The sequence below is a fragment of the Campylobacter sp. CNRCH_2013_0671h genome, from assembly GCF_025773055.1.
Taxonomy (GTDB): Bacteria; Campylobacterota; Campylobacteria; order Campylobacterales; family Campylobacteraceae; genus Campylobacter_D; species Campylobacter_D lari_D.
In genome coordinates, this window is the sequence record NZ_JAKMTG010000006.1 from 39,885 (window position 1) to 58,436 (window position 18,552).

General features: G+C 30.7%; 15 protein-coding genes. 11 read left to right on the plus strand and 4 right to left on the minus strand.

What is annotated here, in order from left to right; translation table 11 throughout:
- Positions 1-38: 38 nt before the first annotated feature.
- The 9 genes from L8X97_RS05395 (at position 39) to putP (ending at position 12,086) form a co-directional block, all read left to right on the plus strand.
- Entirely contained in the window at positions 39-719 is a 681-nt protein-coding gene (locus tag L8X97_RS05395) for a molecular chaperone (RefSeq protein WP_263662818.1), read from the plus strand.
- 175 nt (positions 720-894) lie between these two features.
- Positions 895-1,098: a twin-arginine translocation signal domain-containing protein gene (locus L8X97_RS05400; protein WP_012661099.1), complete on the plus strand. Its 204-nt coding sequence runs from the start codon at positions 895-897 to the stop codon at positions 1,096-1,098.
- Between the two features lie 16 nt (positions 1,099-1,114).
- The gene (locus L8X97_RS05405; RefSeq protein WP_133319415.1) at positions 1,115-3,937 is read left to right on the plus strand and encodes a formate dehydrogenase subunit alpha; all 2,823 of its coding nucleotides are present in this window, start codon (positions 1,115-1,117) and stop codon (positions 3,935-3,937) included.
- Between the two features lie 10 nt (positions 3,938-3,947).
- Positions 3,948-4,517, plus strand: a complete 570-nt coding sequence (fdh3B, locus tag L8X97_RS05410; protein ID WP_133319414.1) for a formate dehydrogenase FDH3 subunit beta — start codon at positions 3,948-3,950, stop codon at positions 4,515-4,517.
- Positions 4,518-4,572: 55 nt separating this feature from the next.
- Complete coding sequence (locus L8X97_RS05415) at positions 4,573-5,301, plus strand: winged helix-turn-helix domain-containing protein (protein WP_263662819.1); 729 nt, start codon at positions 4,573-4,575, stop codon at positions 5,299-5,301.
- A gap of 48 nt (positions 5,302-5,349) precedes the next feature.
- Complete coding sequence (yedF, locus tag L8X97_RS05420; protein WP_263662820.1) at positions 5,350-5,928, plus strand: sulfurtransferase-like selenium metabolism protein YedF; 579 nt, start codon at positions 5,350-5,352, stop codon at positions 5,926-5,928.
- Entirely contained in the window at positions 5,925-6,956 is a 1,032-nt protein-coding gene (selD, locus tag L8X97_RS05425) for a selenide, water dikinase SelD (RefSeq protein ID WP_263661073.1), read from the plus strand. Before yedF (L8X97_RS05420) ends, selD begins: the two co-directional genes overlap by 4 nt.
- A gap of 138 nt (positions 6,957-7,094) precedes the next feature.
- Positions 7,095-10,592: a bifunctional proline dehydrogenase/L-glutamate gamma-semialdehyde dehydrogenase gene (locus L8X97_RS05430; RefSeq protein ID WP_263662821.1), complete on the plus strand. Its 3,498-nt coding sequence runs from the start codon at positions 7,095-7,097 to the stop codon at positions 10,590-10,592.
- Between the two features lie 12 nt (positions 10,593-10,604).
- Positions 10,605-12,086 (plus strand): sodium/proline symporter PutP, encoded by a 1,482-nt coding sequence (gene putP, locus L8X97_RS05435; RefSeq protein ID WP_220566430.1) that lies wholly within the window; start codon positions 10,605-10,607, stop codon positions 12,084-12,086.
- Between the two features lie 24 nt (positions 12,087-12,110).
- Here putP and gltS read toward each other — a convergent pair whose 3' ends face one another.
- The gene (gene gltS / locus L8X97_RS05440) at positions 12,111-13,301 is read right to left on the minus strand and encodes a sodium/glutamate symporter (RefSeq protein WP_133319408.1); all 1,191 of its coding nucleotides are present in this window, start codon (positions 13,299-13,301) and stop codon (positions 12,111-12,113) included.
- Positions 13,298-14,170 carry a formimidoylglutamase gene (locus L8X97_RS05445; protein ID WP_263661071.1) on the minus strand — a complete coding sequence of 291 codons (873 nt, stop codon included), beginning with the start codon at positions 14,168-14,170 and terminating at the stop codon, positions 13,298-13,300. Before L8X97_RS05445 ends, gltS begins: the two co-directional genes overlap by 4 nt.
- A 255-nt stretch (positions 14,171-14,425) precedes the next feature.
- Between L8X97_RS05445 and L8X97_RS05450 the strand changes: the two genes are divergently transcribed.
- Together L8X97_RS05450 and L8X97_RS05455 are read left to right on the plus strand one after the other, a co-directional pair.
- Positions 14,426-15,937, plus strand: a complete 1,512-nt coding sequence (locus L8X97_RS05450) for a BCCT family transporter (protein WP_220566432.1) — start codon at positions 14,426-14,428, stop codon at positions 15,935-15,937.
- The gene (locus L8X97_RS05455; protein ID WP_263662080.1) at positions 15,924-17,051 is read left to right on the plus strand and encodes a mandelate racemase/muconate lactonizing enzyme family protein; all 1,128 of its coding nucleotides are present in this window, start codon (positions 15,924-15,926) and stop codon (positions 17,049-17,051) included. Before L8X97_RS05450 ends, L8X97_RS05455 begins: the two co-directional genes overlap by 14 nt.
- A gap of 21 nt (positions 17,052-17,072) precedes the next feature.
- Here the strand turns inward: L8X97_RS05455 and yedF (L8X97_RS05460) are convergent, their stop codons facing one another.
- Positions 17,073-17,300: a sulfurtransferase-like selenium metabolism protein YedF gene (gene yedF / locus L8X97_RS05460; protein ID WP_133319404.1), complete on the minus strand. Its 228-nt coding sequence runs from the start codon at positions 17,298-17,300 to the stop codon at positions 17,073-17,075.
- Positions 17,297-18,505: a selenium metabolism membrane protein YedE/FdhT gene (gene yedE / locus L8X97_RS05465; RefSeq protein WP_263662822.1), complete on the minus strand. Its 1,209-nt coding sequence runs from the start codon at positions 18,503-18,505 to the stop codon at positions 17,297-17,299. The genes yedF (L8X97_RS05460) and yedE overlap by 4 nt, the downstream gene beginning before the upstream one ends.
- Between the last annotated feature and the right edge of the window lie 47 nt (positions 18,506-18,552).

An 18,552-nucleotide genomic window follows, 5' to 3' on the forward strand; every position in this document is an offset into this window, starting at 1 on the left:
TCCTTGTTATAATCAAATAAAAATAACAAGGAAAATTAATGATACAAGATATTGATCTTTCGCGTAAATATTTTTATGAATTTTTTTCAAAAGCTTTTAATTTTATCGATGAAAATGAGTTTAAAATTTGGCATGAGCAAGTTTTAGTTTTAGCTCAAAGTCCTTTAGATGATAGTTTAAAATTTGATTTTGAAAAACTTAGTGTATGTGATTTTGCAAGTTTTAAAGAAGAACAAAATGGAGTGTTTTTTGATTTTTCTTATGTGAATGTGCCTATTAGTGCTTCTTTTTATGATGAGGGTAGAGATGATGGCAAAATGAAGCTTCAAGCCTGTGAAATCATTAGAAAAACCAAATTTAGAAAAAAAGAAGATTGTAGGCAAAGTGAAGATGAATTTGGCTTTTTGTTTGCTTTTATGGCAAGTATTATTGAGCATGATTTAAAAGTTGCACAGCAATTATTTCGTTTTGTGATAAACCCTGTAATAGATGAGTTTATAGAAAAATTACAAATCCACAAAAACTCAAATTTTTACATTGCTATTGCCAATATTATGAAAGTCTTTTTTGCAAATGAAAGAGCTTATTTGGAAGTACAAGCACCTATAAAAAAAGAAGGTAAAAGTATAGCAGATGAGGCTTTACAAAGACTTCCTTATGAGTCAAGACTTCCTACTAAATTTAGCAAAACAAATATAGAAGAACTTAGTAAATTATAGAAATTAATATGTATTTTGTTACCAAAATACATATTATCAAAATCATCTTTTTATGAAAATAGAAATTAAATAAAATCTTAAGTGAAAATATGCAAAATTTATTTTGTTAAGTGTATAAATACTTTGAAAATAAGTATTTATAGTTATTCTTTACTTTTATTTCAAAGGAGAGAACATGGAGGCCAATCAAAGAAGGGATTTTTTAAAAAAATCTTTGAAAATTGGTGCTTTAGGGGTAGTAGCTGGGGCAAGCGTGAATGCTTTAGCTAAAGATGATTACCAAGAGCAAAATACCGTAGTTTTAGGAAAAAGTACTAAAAAAGAAGTGCTTTATAAAAAAACTATGCATTGGGAAAAATACTACAAAATAGCTTATTAATTAAGAAAGGAAGAAGATGGCATTAGCAAGAAGAAATTTTCTTAAGCTTGCTGGTATTGCTGGTCTTGGAAGTGCGGCTTTTGGTAGTGAAAACAAAGCTATTAGAGCTGCAAGTGAACAAGAAGTAGCAAATCCTTATCCAGATTCTAAGATTGTTAGAACAATCTGTAGTATCTGTAGTGCAGGCTGTGGAATTAAAGCAGAAGTGCAAGATGGAGTTTGGGTGCGTCAAGAAAACGCTATAGAACATCCTATTTCTCAAGGATCACACTGCTGTAAAGGGATAGATCAAATCGATCTTACTAAATCAAAGCAGCGTATTAAATATCCTATGAAAAAAGAAAATGGCAAATGGGTACGTTTAACTTGGGAACAAGCTATCAATGAAATTGGTGATAAAATGCTTGAAATCCGTAAAGAAAATGGACCTGATAGTGTTATGTTTTTAGGTTCGGCTAAATTTAATAACCAACAAGCTTATTATTTTAGAAAATTTGCAGCATTTTGGGGTACTAACAATATAGACCACGTTGCTAGAATTTGACACAGCGCAACAGTCGCCGGTGTGGCGAATACATGGGGTTATGGCGCTATGACAAATCATTTTGGTGATGTGACTAAACACTCAAAAATGATGATTATTTTTGGTGCAAATACTGCTGTGGCAAATCCTATCGGATTTAAACACTTATTACAAGCAAAAGATCGTAATAATGCTAAATTGGTAGTTGTAGATCCTGTATTTACAAAAACTGCAGTACATGCTGATGAATATGTAAGAATTCGTCCAGGCACAGATATAGCTTTAGTTTATGGTATGCTTCATTTGATCTTCAAAAACGGTTGGGAAGATAAAGAATTAATCAAAACTAGAACTTATGGTGTTGAAGAAATAAAAGCAGAGGCTGCTAAATGGACTCCTGAAGTTGTAGAAGATGTAACAGGCGTTCCAGCTGCTCAACTTGAAAAAATTACAAGAATGCTAGCTACAATCAAACCTGCTACGCTATTTTGGGCTTTAGGTATTACTCAACACTCGGTAGGTAGCTCCAACACAAGAATTCTAGCTATCTTACAACTCGTTCTTGGTAATATAGGCAAACCAGGTGCAGGAACAAACATCATTAGAGGTCATGATAATGTTCAAGGTGCTACTGATATGGGCTGTTTGGCTGATACTTTACCAGCTTATTATGGGCTTGATGATAATGCGTGGAATCATTTTGCTAATTTTTGGAATGTAGATAGAGAATATTTAAATTCAAGATTTTATTCTAAAGAATGGATGCATGAAAAAGGTTTTTCACTAGCAAAATGGTGGCAAGGCGTTTTACATGAAGAAAAAACTTATTCTAACTCACCTATCCGTGTGCTTTGGGTGCAAGGAACGGGTATTACTTCTATGGCGCATACGGTAAAAATTCAAGAAGCGCTTAAAAAACTTGATATGATTGTAATCGCTGAACCTTTTGTAAATGAAGTAGCAGTTTTAGCAGATCGTTCCGATGGTATTTATATTATCCCTGCTTGTACTCAATTTGAAACAGAAGGTTATGTCACTGCGACTAATCGTGCTATGCAATGGCGTTCTCAAGTAGTAAAACCAATTTATGAAAGCAAAGAAGATCAAGAGATTATGTTTGCTTTTGCTAAAAAATTCGGCTTTTATAAAGAATACACTCGCGGTATGAAAATGGAATTGAAAGATCATAAGCTTGTACAAACAAGAGATGATAATGATGATAATTTTATATGGCCTGATGATGCTACAAGAGAAATGAGTAATGGTCTTTTAAGTATAGGCTTAAGAGGTATTTCAGCTGAACGCTTAAGAAAACACCAACAAAATTGGGAACATTTTGATCCTGATACTCAAAGAGGTCTTGGTGGTGAAGTTAAAGGCGAATACTATGGCTTACCTTGGCCTTGTTGGGATGAACAACATCCGGGAACTTCTATATTATGGAATACTGATGTGCCTTATGAAGAAGGCGGTATGGGCTTTAGAAACCGCTTTGGTTTGGAGCATGAAGGACATTCTCAATTAGCAGATGATGCCTTTACTCCAAAAGGATGTAAAGTTAAAGGTGGTTACCCACAAATCACTAAGGCAAATATTGAAAAAGTATTTAATATCAAACTAAGTGATAGCGAAAAAGAATTAATGGGCGCTAGCTGGAGTACAGATATTTCAGGTATTATTTTAGAAAAATGTAGAGAAAAGAGTGCTTGCTGTTTAGGTAATGCAAGAGCTAGAATGAAAGTTTGGGAATTTGCAGATCCTATTCCGTTACATAGAGAGCCTATTCACTCACCTCGTTGGGATTTGGTTAAAAAATATCCTACTTGGGGCGATCAAGAGAAAAACTTCAGAGTTGAGAGTAAATTTATCAGCGAGCAACAAAAGAAAGATTGGAGTAAAGAGTTTCCAACTATCATTTCAAGTATGCGTTTAGTAAATTTAAGTGGTGCAGGTATGCTTGAGAGAACTAGTAAATATCTTGCTGCAATCACACCTGAAATGTTTGCTAATGTTCACCCTGAACTTGCCTTAAAATATGGTATAAATGATGGAGATATGATGTGGATTCATTCACCGCAAGGTACTAAGATTAAAGTAAAATGTGTGCATAATCATTCTGTTACACCGGATAGAATTTGCTTGCCTTATAACTTTGCGGGTATTATGCAAGGAGTGGATTTAAGTTATAATTATCCTGAAGGCACTAGACCTTATACTATAGGTGAAAGTTCTAACACGGTTACTAACTATGGTTTTGATATAAATACGCAAATTTCTGAATTTAATGCAGGACTTTGCAGACTTGAAAAGGCTTAAGGGGTAAGTTATGGCTAGAATGAAATTTTATGTAGATAATAATCGCTGTATTTCTTGCTTTGCTTGTCAAGTGGCTTGTTCAAGTGCGCACGAAGTGCCAGTGGGGATTAATAGAAGAAAGGTAATCACTCTAAATGAAGGCATAGAAGGAAAAGAGTTTTCAACAACTCTTGCCTGCCAACACTGCACAGATGCTCCATGTGAGCAAGTTTGTCCTGTAAAATGCTTTTATATTAGAGCTGATGGTATTGTTTTACATGATAAAAAAACTTGTATAGGTTGTGGGTATTGTCTTTATGCATGTCCTTTTGGTGCTCCACAATTTCCAAGAGATGGTGCTTTTGGTATTAAAGGTCAAATGGATAAATGTACTATGTGTGCAGGTGGTCCTGAACCTACTAACTCTCATGAAGAAAGAGAACTTTATGGACAAAATCGTATCGCAGAAGGTAAAGTGCCTATGTGTGCTGCGGTTTGTTCTACAAATGCACTTTTGGTTGGTGATGCAGCTGAAGTTAGTGCAATGTACAGAAAAAGAGTTTTGCTTAAGGGCCAAAATTTAGGACTTGATGCAAAATAACCCAAAGGGTGTTTACAGGCACCCTTTTTTACTACTTATAATCCAAGGTTAATTCATGGAAGAATTAAATTTGCAAATTCAAAAAAATCTTGATGAAAATAATAAACTTACTTGTAAAAAAGCACTAGAGTTTTTAAAACAATACTCCAAAGAAGATTTTCAAGCTAGTATAAAAGAATTAGGCGTAAAAATTTCAGATTGCGAGTTAGGTCAATTTGGAAAGTTAAATAAAAATATAGCAAAAAGTGAAATTTTAGAAAAATTAGAAACGAAACTAGATTCTAAGCGTCGCATATCATGTAAAGATGCTTTAGAATGTGCTAAAAACTTTAATATGGCTGATATGAGAGCTACACTTAAAACTTATAAAATTGATGTTAAATACTGCGAACTTGGTTGTTTTGAAGAAAAAAAAGGTAAGAAATTTCATATAAAAAGCAAAATTTGGGTAGAAAATCCTGATGGAGAATTACTTTTTGGTAAAGGGAAAACAGATATTTTAGAATTAGTTGGAGAATGCGGAAGTATTTCCCAAGCGGCTAAACAACTAGGGATTAATTATAAAAAAGCTTGGCTTTATATACAGGATTTAGAAAAAAATATGAAAGAAGAATTGCTCATTGCTAAAAAAGGAAGGGGAAGTCAATCAGGTAGTAAGCTTACTCCTAGAGCTTATGAGCTAATTCAAAATTTTAAAATTTTACAACAAGATGTAGAAGAATACACTAATAAGCGCTTTAAAGAATTATTTTTCAAGAAAAATCAAGAAAAAGATAAAACTTAATTTGAATACAAGTTATAAAAATATATCATTAAGTAAAAAAGGTAAAAAATGAAAATTGATTGTAGAGATTTAGCTTGTCCGCGTCCTGTGATAGAGACAAAAAAGGCTTTAGAAGAGTTAAAAGAAAATGAAAATTTAGAAATTCTTTTAAATTCTCAAGCTTCTAAAGAAAATGTAATGAGGTTTTTAAAATCTTTAAATTTGAACTTTAGTGTGAAAGATGTAAATGATGAAAGTATTATTAGCATTATAAAAGATGGTGATATAGTTCAAATTCAAGAACAAAATTTACAAGAATATAACGTGTTGTTTTTAAAAAGCGATAAAGTAGGCGAAGGGGAACTTGGGAAAAATCTAATGCTAGGTTTTTTAAAAACCTTAAAAGATTTACCTAATAAACCTGTAAAAATCCTTTGTGTTAATGATAGTGTTTTAATGAATACTGATTGTTCTCATATGGCTTTTGAAGCTATGAAAGAGCTTGAAAATTTAGGGGTTGAAATTTATAGTTGTGGGGTATGTTTGGAATTTTTTGGTAAAACTAAAGAGCTTAAAATAGGTAAAATAGGTAATGCTTATGAAATTTTAAATGAACTTTTTGGAAAGGCAAAGATTATCTCTTTATGATATATAAAGACCAAAAACTAACTCAATATGTAAAAGCTGCGGGTTGAGCTGCCAAACTAGACTCGGTGGGTCTTAACAAAATTCTTGGCATTTTAAAACCGCATGAAAACATTTTAAGTGGTATTGATAATAACGAAGATGCAAGTGTTTATAAGCTAAATGAGGAATTAGCTTTAGTGCAAACACTTGATTTTATCACACCTGTGGTTGATAGTGCGTATCATTTTGGTGCTATAGCTGCTGCCAATGCTTTAAGTGATGTATTTGCTATGGGTGCTGAGGTGATTAATGCCTTAAATATTGTAGGCTTTGATACTTGTCATTTTAACAATGAAATTTTACTTGAAGTTTTAGAAGGTGCTAGAGCTAAGGTTGAAGAAGCTGGTGCTGTGCTAGTAGGTGGCCATACTATAGAAAATGATGAATTTATTTTTGGTCTTAGTGTGACAGGTGTAGTTCATCCTAAGAAATTTATAGCTAATAATAGTGCAAAAGATGGTGATGTTATTTTACTTACTAAGCCTATAGGTAGTGGCATTATTAGCACTGCTATCAAGGCTGGTTTGCTAGAAAAAGCAAAGATTTTAAAAGCAATAGAGCAAATGAGTTTTTTAAATCTTTACGCAAGTCGTATTTTAAAGGGGTTTAAAAGTCTTAGTGCTTTAAGTGATGTTACTGGTTTTGGCCTTTTGGGGCATTTAAAAGAAATGTTAAATGAAGAGATTATGATAGAAGTGTATAAAAATGAAATTCCTTTAATGGATGGAGTTTTGCCAATGGCTAATATGGGGATAATCCCAGCAGGAGCTTATAAAAATAAAGATAGCCTAAAAATTTGGGTTGATAATTTAAATGAAAAAGATGAAGATATAGTGTATTTTGATCCTCAAACTTCAGGTGGACTTTTAGCTGCAATGAGTGAAAAAGATGCAAATGAGGCTTTGAAAATTTTGAAAGATTACAATATAGAGGCAAAGATTATTGCTAGATGTGTAAGAAATACTCATAATTATTTATTATTACGCTAATATTTTATTTACAATTAAAAATATATGTTTATATTTGTTACTTTTTTACATAAAAAAATAAATTATAAATAAATATATGTTGATTTTTGTGGCTATTTTTGTATCATAAAAGATATTAATTACTAAATGGAGGAAGAAATGATACAAAAAGCTTTGCAATTAGCTGAAGAATTAGAAAGAAAAATAGAAAGTAATATCTCTCAAAGTGAAAAAGAATTTCACGCCAAAATGCAAAAACTTTTAAACAATCCTAAAAATAAAGTGATGTTGATTGAACTTTTAGATCGCTCTTTTAGATGTAAAGATAAAAGTGCGAGTTTTGAGCTTATAGAGCATACTTTAAACAAATATGGTATAGCAGATTTTTTCAGTGCTTTTGAAAAATTTTTGCTTTTTTCATTTTTAAATTTTGGAAAATTTGCACCAACTCTTAGTGTGCCATTTTTCATTAAGCATTTAAGAGAAGATACTAAAGCTATGGTTTTAGATGCAAATCCTAGTGTTTTAGAGCCTCATATGCGTAAAAGAAAAGATGAAGATAAAATTACCTTAAATGTAAATTTAATTGGTGAAGAGGTTTTGGGTGAGGCTGAGAGTGCTTATAGAGTAAAAAAATATGAAGAAGCATTAAAAACAAGCTATATTACTTATATTTCAATTAAAATCACTACCATTTTTTCTCAAATTAATATCATTGATTTTGAATACTCTAAAGATGAAGTGGTAAAAAGATTGGATAAATTATATGCTCTTGCTTTAGAAGAAGAAAAAAAGCAAGGTGTGTCTAAATTTATCAATCTTGATATGGAGGAATTTAGAGATTTAGAATTAACCGTTGAAGCTTTTATGGAAAGTATTGCAAAGTATAATATTAAAGCAGGTATCGTTTTACAAGCTTATCTTCCTGATTCTTATGAATATTTGAAAAAACTTTTTGCTTTTTCAAAAGAAAGAGTTTTAAAAGGTATGAAGCCTATAAAAATTCGTTTTGTTAAAGGAGCGAATATGGAAAGTGAAGAAACTATAGCTTCGCAAAGAGGTTGGGCTCTACCTACTTTTTATAAAAAAATTGACACAGATAGTAATTATAAGAAAATGCTTGATTTTGTCTTAGAAGGCGATAATTATAAATATATTAATATAGGTATTGCGAGTCATAATTTATTTGAAATTGCTTATGCTTATACTAGAATTTCACAAGCAGGAGCTTTATCATCTTTTACTTTTGAAATGCTTGAAGGTATGAGCTTGCAATGCTCTTATGAGCTTTCTAAAATGCATGATCTTATACTTTATGCACCGGTGTGTGATGAAGCGCATTTTAATAATGCCATTGCTTACTTAGTAAGAAGACTTGATGAAAATACTAGTGAAGATAATTTCATGAGATATTTTTTCAACCTTAAAATTAATGATAAAAATTGGCAAATGCAAAAAGAATTATTTATAAAATCTTTAGAAGGCGTTGCTAGTTTGGATAATTCTACCCATAGAACTCAAGATAGAAATAATGAAACAAAGGCTATTAGTTCTTATGAGAGTAAAGAATTTAAAAACGAACCTGATACAGATTTTATCTTAAAAGCAAATAGAGAATGGGCTAAAAATATAAGAACTAAATATGAAAATTTAGAAAATTATGATGTGTATCCGGTTGCAAAAGAAGAAATTAAAAACGAAAATTTACAAGTAATAGAAGTTAAAGATAAAATCAAAAATCGCACTATAGGTAAAGCACATTTAGCAGGCCAAAAAGAGATTAAATATGCTTTAGATGTAGCTAAGAGCTCAAATTTTAGTGATTTAAGTCATGATGAAATTTATAAGATTTTAGCAAAAACTGCTCAACTTGTTAGAGATCGTAGAGGAGATTTAATAGGTATAGCAGCTTTAGAGGTAGGAAAAACTTTCTTAGAGATTGATCCTGAAGTTAGTGAGGCTATAGACTTTTTAGAATTTTATCCACATTCTTTGGAAAAACTAAAAGAGCAAAATCCAAATACTACTTTTAAAGCAAAAGGCATAGGTGTGGTAATTGCACCATGGAATTTTCCAGTAGGTATTTCAGTAGGAACCATAGCAGCACCTTTGGCTGCAGGCAATAAAGTAATATATAAGCCATCATCTTTATCTATGCTAACAGGTTATATGCTTTGTAAATGCTTTTGGGATGCGGGAATTCCAAAAGATGCTTTGATTTTCTTACCTGCTAAAGGTAGCGATATATCAAAATACTTGCTTGTTGATCAAAGTGTGAAATTTTCAGTATTAACCGGTGGAGAAGAAACTGCTTATGCAATACTCAAAGCTAATCCAACCTTACTTTTAAGTGCTGAAACAGGCGGTAAAAATGCAACTATTGTTTCTAAATTTGCTGATCGTGATAGTGCGATTAAAAATATCATTCATTCAGCATTTTCAAATTCAGGTCAAAAATGCTCTGCTACTTCTTTACTTGTTTTGGAAGAAGAAGTTTATGAAGATGAGGAATTTAAAAAGACCTTAGTAGATGCTGCTAGTTCTATGGCGGTTGGAAATCCATTTGTATTTAAAAATAAACTTGGAGCTTTAGCAGATAAACCAGATGTAAAACTGCAAAAAGCATTAGATGAGTTAGCTCCATATGAAAGTTGGGCTTTAAAACCTAAATTTGTAGATGATAATCCTTATCTTTTAACTCCAGGGATTAAATATGGTACTAAAAAAGGTGATTTTACGCACATGAATGAGCTTTTTGCACCAATCTTAACTGTAATGAAAGCAAAAGATTTAAAAGAAGCTATTGATATAGTAAATTCTACAGGTTATGGACTTACAGCAGGATTTGAAAGTTTAGATGAGAGAGAATGGGAGTATTTTCACACTCACATAGAGGCAGGAAATATTTACATTAATAAACCAACAACAGGAGCTATAGTTCTTAGACAGCCTTTTGGTGGTATTAAAAAATCAGCCATTGGTTTTGGTAGAAAAGTTGGAATTTATAATTACATCACTCAATTTTTAGATATAGAGCAAAGTCAAGCTGATCAAAATGTTTTAGATAATGAATTAGTATCAAATTTAAATGCTTTAAGCTTGGATTTAAATGAAAAAGATAAAGCCGATTTTGAAGTCGTTAAAGCTATAGCAAGAAGCTATGCTTACCATGCAAAATATGAATTTGCTAGTGCAAAAGATTATGTCAATATAAGAGGTGAGGATAATATTTTCTCTTATACAAAGGTTAAAAATATTGCTTATAGAGTACATCAAGATGATAGTTTAAAAGATATTTTAGGAGTTATTTTAGCAGCTAGTGTGTTAAATATTGATCTTATTTTAAGTTATGATGAGCATGAAAAAATAGATCTTGTGCAAAAGATTAATCAAAAAATTAGTTCAAAAACTTTATTCCTTAAAGAAAGTAAAGAAAATTTCATTAGCAAAATAGTTGATTATGAAAGAATTCGTTATTTTGCTCCATTAGATGTTAATGATGAAATTTTCATAAAAGCAGCAAGTTGCGCAAAAATCATTGCCAATACTAAGCCTTTAATGAACGGACGTTTTGAGTTGCTTTTATATCATAATGAAAAAGCTTTAAGTATATCTTTCCACCGTTATGGAAATTTAGGCATTCGTGCTTTAAAATAAAAAGGAGAAAAAATGGAGGTTGTGCACATTAATACTCAAATTGCGATAATGTTTGTCGCATATTCAGCATTAATGCTTTTTATTGGATTTTATTTTTATAAACAAAATAAAAACTCAGAGGATTATTTTTTAGGTGGTCGTTCTATGGGGCCGGTAGTTTCAGCACTTAGTGCTGGAGCTTCTGATATGAGTGGTTGGCTTTTAATGGGTTTACCAGGAGCTTTATATGTAAGTGGTTTAGCTGAAAGTTATATTGCAATAGGGCTTAGTATAGGAGCATTTTTAAACTGGGCTTTTGTAGCAAAAAGACTTAGAATTTATACTAGTGTGATTGCAAATTCTATTACCATACCTGATTATTTTGAGACAAGGTTTGATGATGATAAGCATATATTAAGAGTGGTTTGTGCTATTGTTATTTTGATATTCTTTACTTTTTATGTTTCTTCAGGACTTGTAGGTGGAGCAAAGCTTTTTGAAGCAACTTTTGGAATCCAATATGATTATGCACTTACTACAGGAACTGTGATTATAGTTGCTTATACATTTTTGGGTGGATATAAGGCAGTTTGTTGGACGGATTTGATTCAGGGTTTATTAATGATGAGTGCCTTGATTATCGTACCTATAGTGATGATTTATCATTTGGGTGGCTTTAGTGAAGCTGTTAATATAGTCAAAGAAATTAAGCCAAATACTTTTTCTATGGGGGAAGGATTAAGCTTTTTGGGTATAGTTTCAGCGCTTTCTTGGGGGCTTGGGTATTTTGGTCAGCCACATATTTTGGTGCGTTTTATGTCTATAAGATCAACTAAAGATATTCCAACTGCTACTTTTGTAGGAATTTCTTGGATGGTTATATCTTTAATTGGAGCTTGTTTGATAGGTATTTTAGGTATAGCTTATGTGAGTAAATTTGAGCTTAGTTTGCAAGATCCTGAAAAGATTTTTATCGTAATGTCGCAATTGCTTTTCAATCCTTGGATAGCAGGTGTTTTATTAAGTGCTATTTTGGCAGCCATTATGAGCACAGCAAGTTCGCAATTGCTTGTTTCAAGTTCAACTATAGCAGAGGATTTTTATAAAAGAATTTTTAACAAAGAAGCGTCCAATAAAACAGTGATGACTTTGGGTAGATTTGGTGTTTTAGCAGTAGCTGTGATAGCTTTTATTATTTCTACTGATAAAAACTCAAGCGTATTAAGTATAGTAGCTTATGCTTGGGCAGGGTTTGGAGCAAGTTTTGGTTCTGTAATGCTCTTTTCGTTATTTTGGTCAAAAATGACTAGATATGCTGCTATTGCAGGTATGATTACCGGTGCAGTTGTAGTTGTAGTATATAAAAATTTCTTAGCAGAGTGGCTTGATTTTCCTATTTATGAAATCATTCCAGGATTTTTAGCTGCTTCTGTTGTGATTATTTTAGTGAGCATGGTAACTAAAGTTCGCCCAGGAACTAAAGCAGCTTATGAAACAATGCTAAAACATCTCTAATACTCTCGCAATATGCGAGAGTAACTATGAAAAAATATTAATCAAATAAGTATTTAAAGGTATTGCAACAATATCAATTAAAACAGCACCGCATAAAGGTACTATTAAAAAAGCTTGTCTTGAAGTTAAATTATATCTAGAACAAACTGCATTCATATTTGCTACTGCATTTGGTGTTGCACCTAGACCATGTCCCATAAGTCCGGCACACATAATCGCACTATCATAATTTTTTCCGCATAATCTAAAAACTATAAAAATTGTAAAGAATAGTAAAGCTAAAACTTGCACAATCAAAGTAATAAAAAGAGGTGTAGCAACAGCACTTAGTTCGTTTATTTTTAAATTTATCATAGCCATAGTTAAAAAAATACCAAGGCTTAATTCACTTATAGTATCTATTGTATATTGATTTAGCTTGAAAATATTAAAAGAATCATTAATATTTCTTACAACAATAGCAACAAGCATGGCACCAACATAACTAGGCAAAGAATAGCCGCTATATTGTGTAAATTTGGAACTTAAAAAAAATCCAATACACATAATACATAATATTAAAAATAAAGATTTTAAAAAATCTTTATAATTTGCATTGTGAATTTCATGCTTTAGAGGATCTATATCTTTAATATCTTGATTAGTTGTGATTTTTAATTTGTGTTTATTTATAAGATATTTTGCTACAGGACCTCCGAGCAAAGACCCTGAAATCAGTCCAAAGGTTGCCGCTGCCACTGCTAAAACTTTAGCGTTATTTAAGCCACTTAATTCTTCAACCATACCTCCAAAAGCTATAGCATTTCCATGTCCTCCTTCCAAAGAAACAGCACCACATAAAATTCCATATAGTTTATTTAAATCGAATAAACTCATCATGGAAATGCCGATAAAATTTTGCATTAAAGCCATAAACCAGCAACAACCTAGATAGATTAAAAGTACTTTTCCTCCTACTTTTAAGAGTTTAAAACTTCCACTTAATCCTATTACGGTAAAAAAAGCCACCATTAAAGGAGTTTGTAAACTTGTATCAAAATCAACTTTAATCTCAATAAAACTTAAAATCCAAATGATTATACTGATTAAAAATCCACCTATAACTGGCGCGGGAATGCAAAATTTTTCTAAGATTAAAAAGCGTTTTTTCAAAAACATACCAAACAATAAAACCCCGATACTAATAGCTAATACACTTAAACTATCAAATTTCATATCATTCCTTTACTTAATAAAAAATATGCTAGATAAGCAGCGATTTTTGCAGTGTGATTGTCTATATCAAATTTAGGATTAAATTCACAAATATCTGCTAAAGCAACTTTTTTGCTTTCAAAAATAATTTTTATCGGAGTTAAAATTTCTTTTAAATTGATACCAAAAACAGCAGGGGCGCTTACAGCAGGAGCTATGCTTTGTGAAAATACATCCATATCAATACTTAAATAAACAACTTCATTTTGTTTTAAGAAGTTTTTAATGACTTCTATACATTTTTCAAATTCAGTATCTAAAACATAACTTGCTTTCATATTATCCATAGTTTGAAAAAGTGCTTTTGTGTTAGATAATTTACTTGCACCCAAGCAAAGATAAGAAAAATTATAATTATTTTCTTTTGCATATTCATAAGCTTTGTAAAAAGAATTTCCAGAAGTATGTAACTCCTGAATTCTTACATCAAAATGTGCATCAAAATTTATAACTCCTACACTTTTTTTGTAATCTAAAAGCGCTTTAATACAAGCTAAAGATGTTTCGTGTCCACCTCCTAAAATTACACCATAATGATTATTATGTAAAATTTCTAAGCACTTGTGATAAAGTAGTTCATCGCCTAATTCTAGGGTATCAAAATTTTCAATATCTCCTAAATCATCAAAATCAAAATCATCATGTATAGCAAAATTTGCCATATTCTTTCTTATAATTTTTGGTGCTAATTCACTTCCAATTCTACCATTATTTCTCTGCACGCCCAATGATGAACAAAAGCCTAATAATTTATTATTTGAAGAGTGATTTAAACATTTAAATAATCGTTTATGGATAATTTCATCACCATCATTTCTCCCTTGCCACATGTATTCCTCCTTTTTTGTGTTTAATTTCAATGTAAGATATTTTTTTAAATATTTTTGTATTTTGAGAAATAACATTATTTATTTGTGTATTTTAGTAGCAATAATTTATTGATTAAATAATTTTTTATTATAGTAAAAAATATTTGAAAATACTAAGGTATGGCTTTTAATGCATTTATGATAAAAGTTTCTTTAAGTTTTATTTTAAAATAAGAAAATACTATATATTTACTACTTGAAACAAAAAGGAGATTTATGCAAAAAAATAATCAAAAAACTTATGATTTATTTTTGATAGTGACATCTATCTTGGCGGTTTTTATGGTGATTGTAATTTTACTTATAAATCCTAGTAAAGCTTTAGAAGTAGCAAATTTTCTTTTTAGTAAGCTTACACATATGTTTGGCTCATTTGTTCAACTTTTTGAGTTTATTTGTGTAGTTTTTATTTTCTACTTGGCTTTTTCTAAAATAGGTAATATTAAATTAGGCGATGGGATAAATCCTTATTCAAATACTGCTTGGATTTTTATGTTTATTTGTGCAGGACTTGGATCTGCTACTATGTATTGGGCATTTATGGAATGGGCATATTATTATTTAGCACCTGGATTAAATATTACTCCAAAATCTACAGAAGCTTTAAGAAGTGCAACTTCTTTTGTGTATTTGCATTGGGGTATTACGCCTTGGGCTGTATATGCTTTAAGTTCTATTGCAATGTGTTTTCATTTTTATATTTTTAAAAATAAAAATTTAAAAATTTCAAGTTTAATAGCAAATATCTTGCATATTAATCAAAATATAGTGCTTGATAAAATCATCGATGTTGTGTTTTTATTTAGCACTTTTGGTGGACTTGTGCTTACTACAACCCTTTCTATAATTACAATTAGTGCTGGACTTTCTGGAATTTTTGATATTAATGATGGTTTTTATTTAAAATTTATTCTTTTAGCTATTGTTACAGCTGTTTTTACCTTTTCTAGTTTTGTTGGATTATCAAGTGGTATGGCAAAACTTGCTAAAATATCTTGTATCTTGTGTTTTGTGTTTGCAATATTGGTATTTATTTTAGGAGATAGTGTATTTATATTAAATAATATAATAAATAGTATAGGGGTATTTTTTAGTAATTATGTTTCAATGAGCTTATATAATGATATTGCTGGTGTAAGTAGCTTTAATTCTGATTGGACAGTTTTTTATTGGCTTTATTGGATTACTTACACTCCTGCTGTTAGTATTTTTGTGACAAAAATTTCTAAAGGAAGGACCATTCGTCAAGTAATTTTTGGTCTTATTGTAGGTGGATGTATTGGGACTTGGTTTTTCTTTGGAGTTTTGAGTTCATATGCAATAGATATTTTTCAAAGTGGAATCTTAGATGTTCCAAATTTTATTAGTTCAAATGCTGGAGAAGCTGGAGTGGTAGCATTGATAAAAACACTACCATTTGGTACTATTTTTGCTCTTTTTTATTTCCTGCTTATGATGGTATTTTTGGCTTCTCATATGGATGCTACTGCATTTACTATTTCTTGTGTAAGCACAAAAATAGATAGTGAAAATCCTAGTAAATATTTAAAAGTTTTTTGGTGTATTATGCTTGGATTAATTCCTTTAGCAATGCTTTATATAAATGCAGATTTAAATACCTTAAAAGTTGCAGTTGTTTTGAGTGCTGCTCCTTTTTTGGTAATACTTGCTATTAGCTTTTATGGGCTTATTAAATGGATAAAAAGGATGGATAATGAAAATTACTAAGGTTGAACCTATATGGTTAAGGACAAAAACTTTTGATGAGTCTTGTGAGTGGGGTGAAGATGCCTTTATATTAAGAATTTATACAGATAATAATCTTTATGGAATAGGAGAAAGTGATAGTGCTGCAGCAGTTTTAAAGATAATGTTTGAGCAACCTAGTACTCATGGATCTTGCAGAAATTTAAGTGAAATTTTAATAGGACAAGATCCAAGAAATATTAAGAAGATTATGGATGATTTGATTGAGGGAAGTGCGTATTATGGACTTAGCGGAGCATTAATTTGTGCTTTAAGTGCAATAAATATTGCTTTATATGATTTACTTGGAAAAATTTATGGTGTAAGTGTAGCTACTATACTTGGTGGAAAAAGAAAAGACTTTTTAAATGCATACGCTACTTTTATTCCGAGTAAAAATATGGAAGAAAATATTTCTAGAGTAAAATACTTAAAAGAAGAAGGTTTTAAACTATTAAAATTTGGTGGTGCAGGCTTTGGTAATAATGCATTATCTGATAAAGAGATTATCAAGAATATTAGAGGTGCAGTGGGTGATGATATTAAACTTAGTATTGACTTAGTAGGGCTTTGGAAAAATTTTTCTTATGCAAGAGAAAGATTTTTGGAAATTGAAGAATATAACTTAGAGTGGATAGAAGAACCAGTTAGTGCAAATAATTTTTATGATTATGCAAGACTTAGCGAACACTTACCTTGTAAGATTACGGGTGGAGAGAGTTTTTACACGCTAAATGAGTTTGAAAATTTTATTAAAAAGTCAAAAGTTTCTATTGTGCAACCTGATATTACTAGATGCGGTGGTTTTGACACTATGTTAGAAATTGAAAAAATATCTTTAAAATATGGTTGTGATTTAGTCCCGCATGGTTTTTCTACAGGAATTTTACTTGCTGCTACGGTGCAGTTTCTAGCAAGTACTAAATATTGTAATTTGATAGAGTATTCTCAATCAACAAGTGTGCTTTTTACTCATTTGGTGAAAAATTTAATCCCTTGCAAAGATGGTATAGTTGAAGTCAATGATGCCGTGGGTATAGGAGTGATATTGGATGAAAATTTAATAGAAAAATATCGTATAAATATAAAGATTTGAGTAAATACTCAAATCTAATTTTTAAGGTTTTTGAATTAAAAATCTAAGCGTTGGTCCATCTTGATCTATCTCTAAAATTTCAAATCCGCGATTTTTCGCATCTTGAGGTATAGAATTAATACTTTGTGGGCAATCACATAAAATTTCTAAGACCTCACCTGATTTTAATTCTTTTAATGCATCAATGGTAGCTATAGCAGGATATGGGCATGCCTCACCTTCTAAATTTAAACTATAATGAATAATCATATTTTTCCTTTGTTGTGTTGGAAGAATAATCTTTTAAATTTTAAAACAAACAAAAATAAAATAGCAAACAAAGCTAAATTGATTAATAAGCCATTAAAATAACCAAAATCATTTAAAAGATGAATTTTTATACCATTTGTTAGTATTTTTGGGAAATGATCATAATTTAAAGCTAAGATCATAGTACCGATGATATTGGCAATACCCACTATAATAAAATGACTTTGTCCCTCGCAAGCTCTATATATCCAACCACACTCGCATCCTCCGGCAAAAACTATTCCAAATCCAAATAAAAAAGCACCTATAGCAAGGTTTGGTGATATTTCTATTACTTTACTAGTATGCCCTTGTAATATAAAAGCAAAAGCTATTAAACAAGCTATGATCATACCTATTAAAGCGCCTTTTATAGCATTGTCTCTACCAAATAAAAATAAATCTCTAAAGCAAGAAGTGAAGCAAATTTGAGCCCTAGAAATGATAAAACCAAAAACAAAACCAAATATTAACGCTAAAGGAAAAAAACTTTCTTTGTTTTTAATATCAATATTTTGTTTTTGTAGTATAAATACAACATAAGTTATAAAAATTATAAATACACCAAGTCCTATGTAAAAATATATTTTTGAAATTTTATTTTGTGTTTTTAATTTTTGATTTTCTTTGCAAACGCGTTGTAACTTTGCTTTTGGCTTAAATAAGGCAAGATTACAAACCTTAACACCTAGATAAATTCCTAAAATCATAAATAAAGTAAAAACCCAAGTATGTAAAGAAAAATAAGGTAAACCTGTAAAGAAATTTGCTAAATTACAACCAAAAGCAAGTCTTGCACCAAAGCCTGATAAAATTCCTCCTATAATAGCTTGAAAAATTCGAATTTTGCTAGCAGGCAAACGCCATTTAAATTTATTTGCTAAAAATGCAGCTACTAAGCATCCTATAAACATACCTATGAGCATGATACCATCAATTCTTGTTAAGGGACTGCCACTTAAATTTTGCTTTTGGTAGTAAGTGTAGGAGCTTAAATCCATACCAAAAAATTCTAAAATTTCTCCACCCCAGCGTGTCATTTCACCTGTAACAGCCCAAACACTACCAAAAATTCCAAAATAAATAGCACTTAAAATTCCAAGTATAATCATGCCTTTGGAATTATCCCAAAAATTTATAAAAAAAGATTGTTTGAAAGAATGCATTGATATATCCAAAAATTGTAATTGTCAAAACTTGACACTGAAAAACA

Excerpts from the sequence above, each read along its gene's own strand:
- fdh3B (WP_133319414.1), top strand. The coding sequence starts at position 3,948 with ATGGCTAGAATGAAATTTTATGTAGATAATAATCGCTGTATTTCTTGC.
- L8X97_RS05455 (WP_263662080.1), top strand. The coding sequence starts at position 15,924 with ATGAAAATTACTAAGGTTGAACCTATATGGTTAAGGACAAAAACTTTT.
- L8X97_RS05445 (WP_263661071.1), bottom strand. The coding sequence starts at position 14,170 with ATGTGGCAAGGGAGAAATGATGGTGATGAAATTATCCATAAACGATTA.
- L8X97_RS05400 (WP_012661099.1), top strand. The coding sequence starts at position 895 with ATGGAGGCCAATCAAAGAAGGGATTTTTTAAAAAAATCTTTGAAAATT.
- yedF (WP_133319404.1), bottom strand. The coding sequence starts at position 17,300 with ATGATTATTCATTATAGTTTAAATTTAGAAGGTGAGGCATGCCCATAT.
- putP (WP_220566430.1), top strand. The coding sequence starts at position 10,605 with ATGGAGGTTGTGCACATTAATACTCAAATTGCGATAATGTTTGTCGCA.
- L8X97_RS05450 (WP_220566432.1), top strand. The coding sequence starts at position 14,426 with ATGCAAAAAAATAATCAAAAAACTTATGATTTATTTTTGATAGTGACA.
- gltS (WP_133319408.1), bottom strand. The coding sequence starts at position 13,301 with ATGAAATTTGATAGTTTAAGTGTATTAGCTATTAGTATCGGGGTTTTA.
- L8X97_RS05430 (WP_263662821.1), top strand. The coding sequence starts at position 7,095 with ATGATACAAAAAGCTTTGCAATTAGCTGAAGAATTAGAAAGAAAAATA.
- L8X97_RS05395 (WP_263662818.1), top strand. The coding sequence starts at position 39 with ATGATACAAGATATTGATCTTTCGCGTAAATATTTTTATGAATTTTTT.
- yedE (WP_263662822.1), bottom strand. The coding sequence starts at position 18,505 with ATGCATTCTTTCAAACAATCTTTTTTTATAAATTTTTGGGATAATTCC.
- L8X97_RS05415 (WP_263662819.1), top strand. The coding sequence starts at position 4,573 with ATGGAAGAATTAAATTTGCAAATTCAAAAAAATCTTGATGAAAATAAT.
- yedF (WP_263662820.1), top strand. The coding sequence starts at position 5,350 with ATGAAAATTGATTGTAGAGATTTAGCTTGTCCGCGTCCTGTGATAGAG.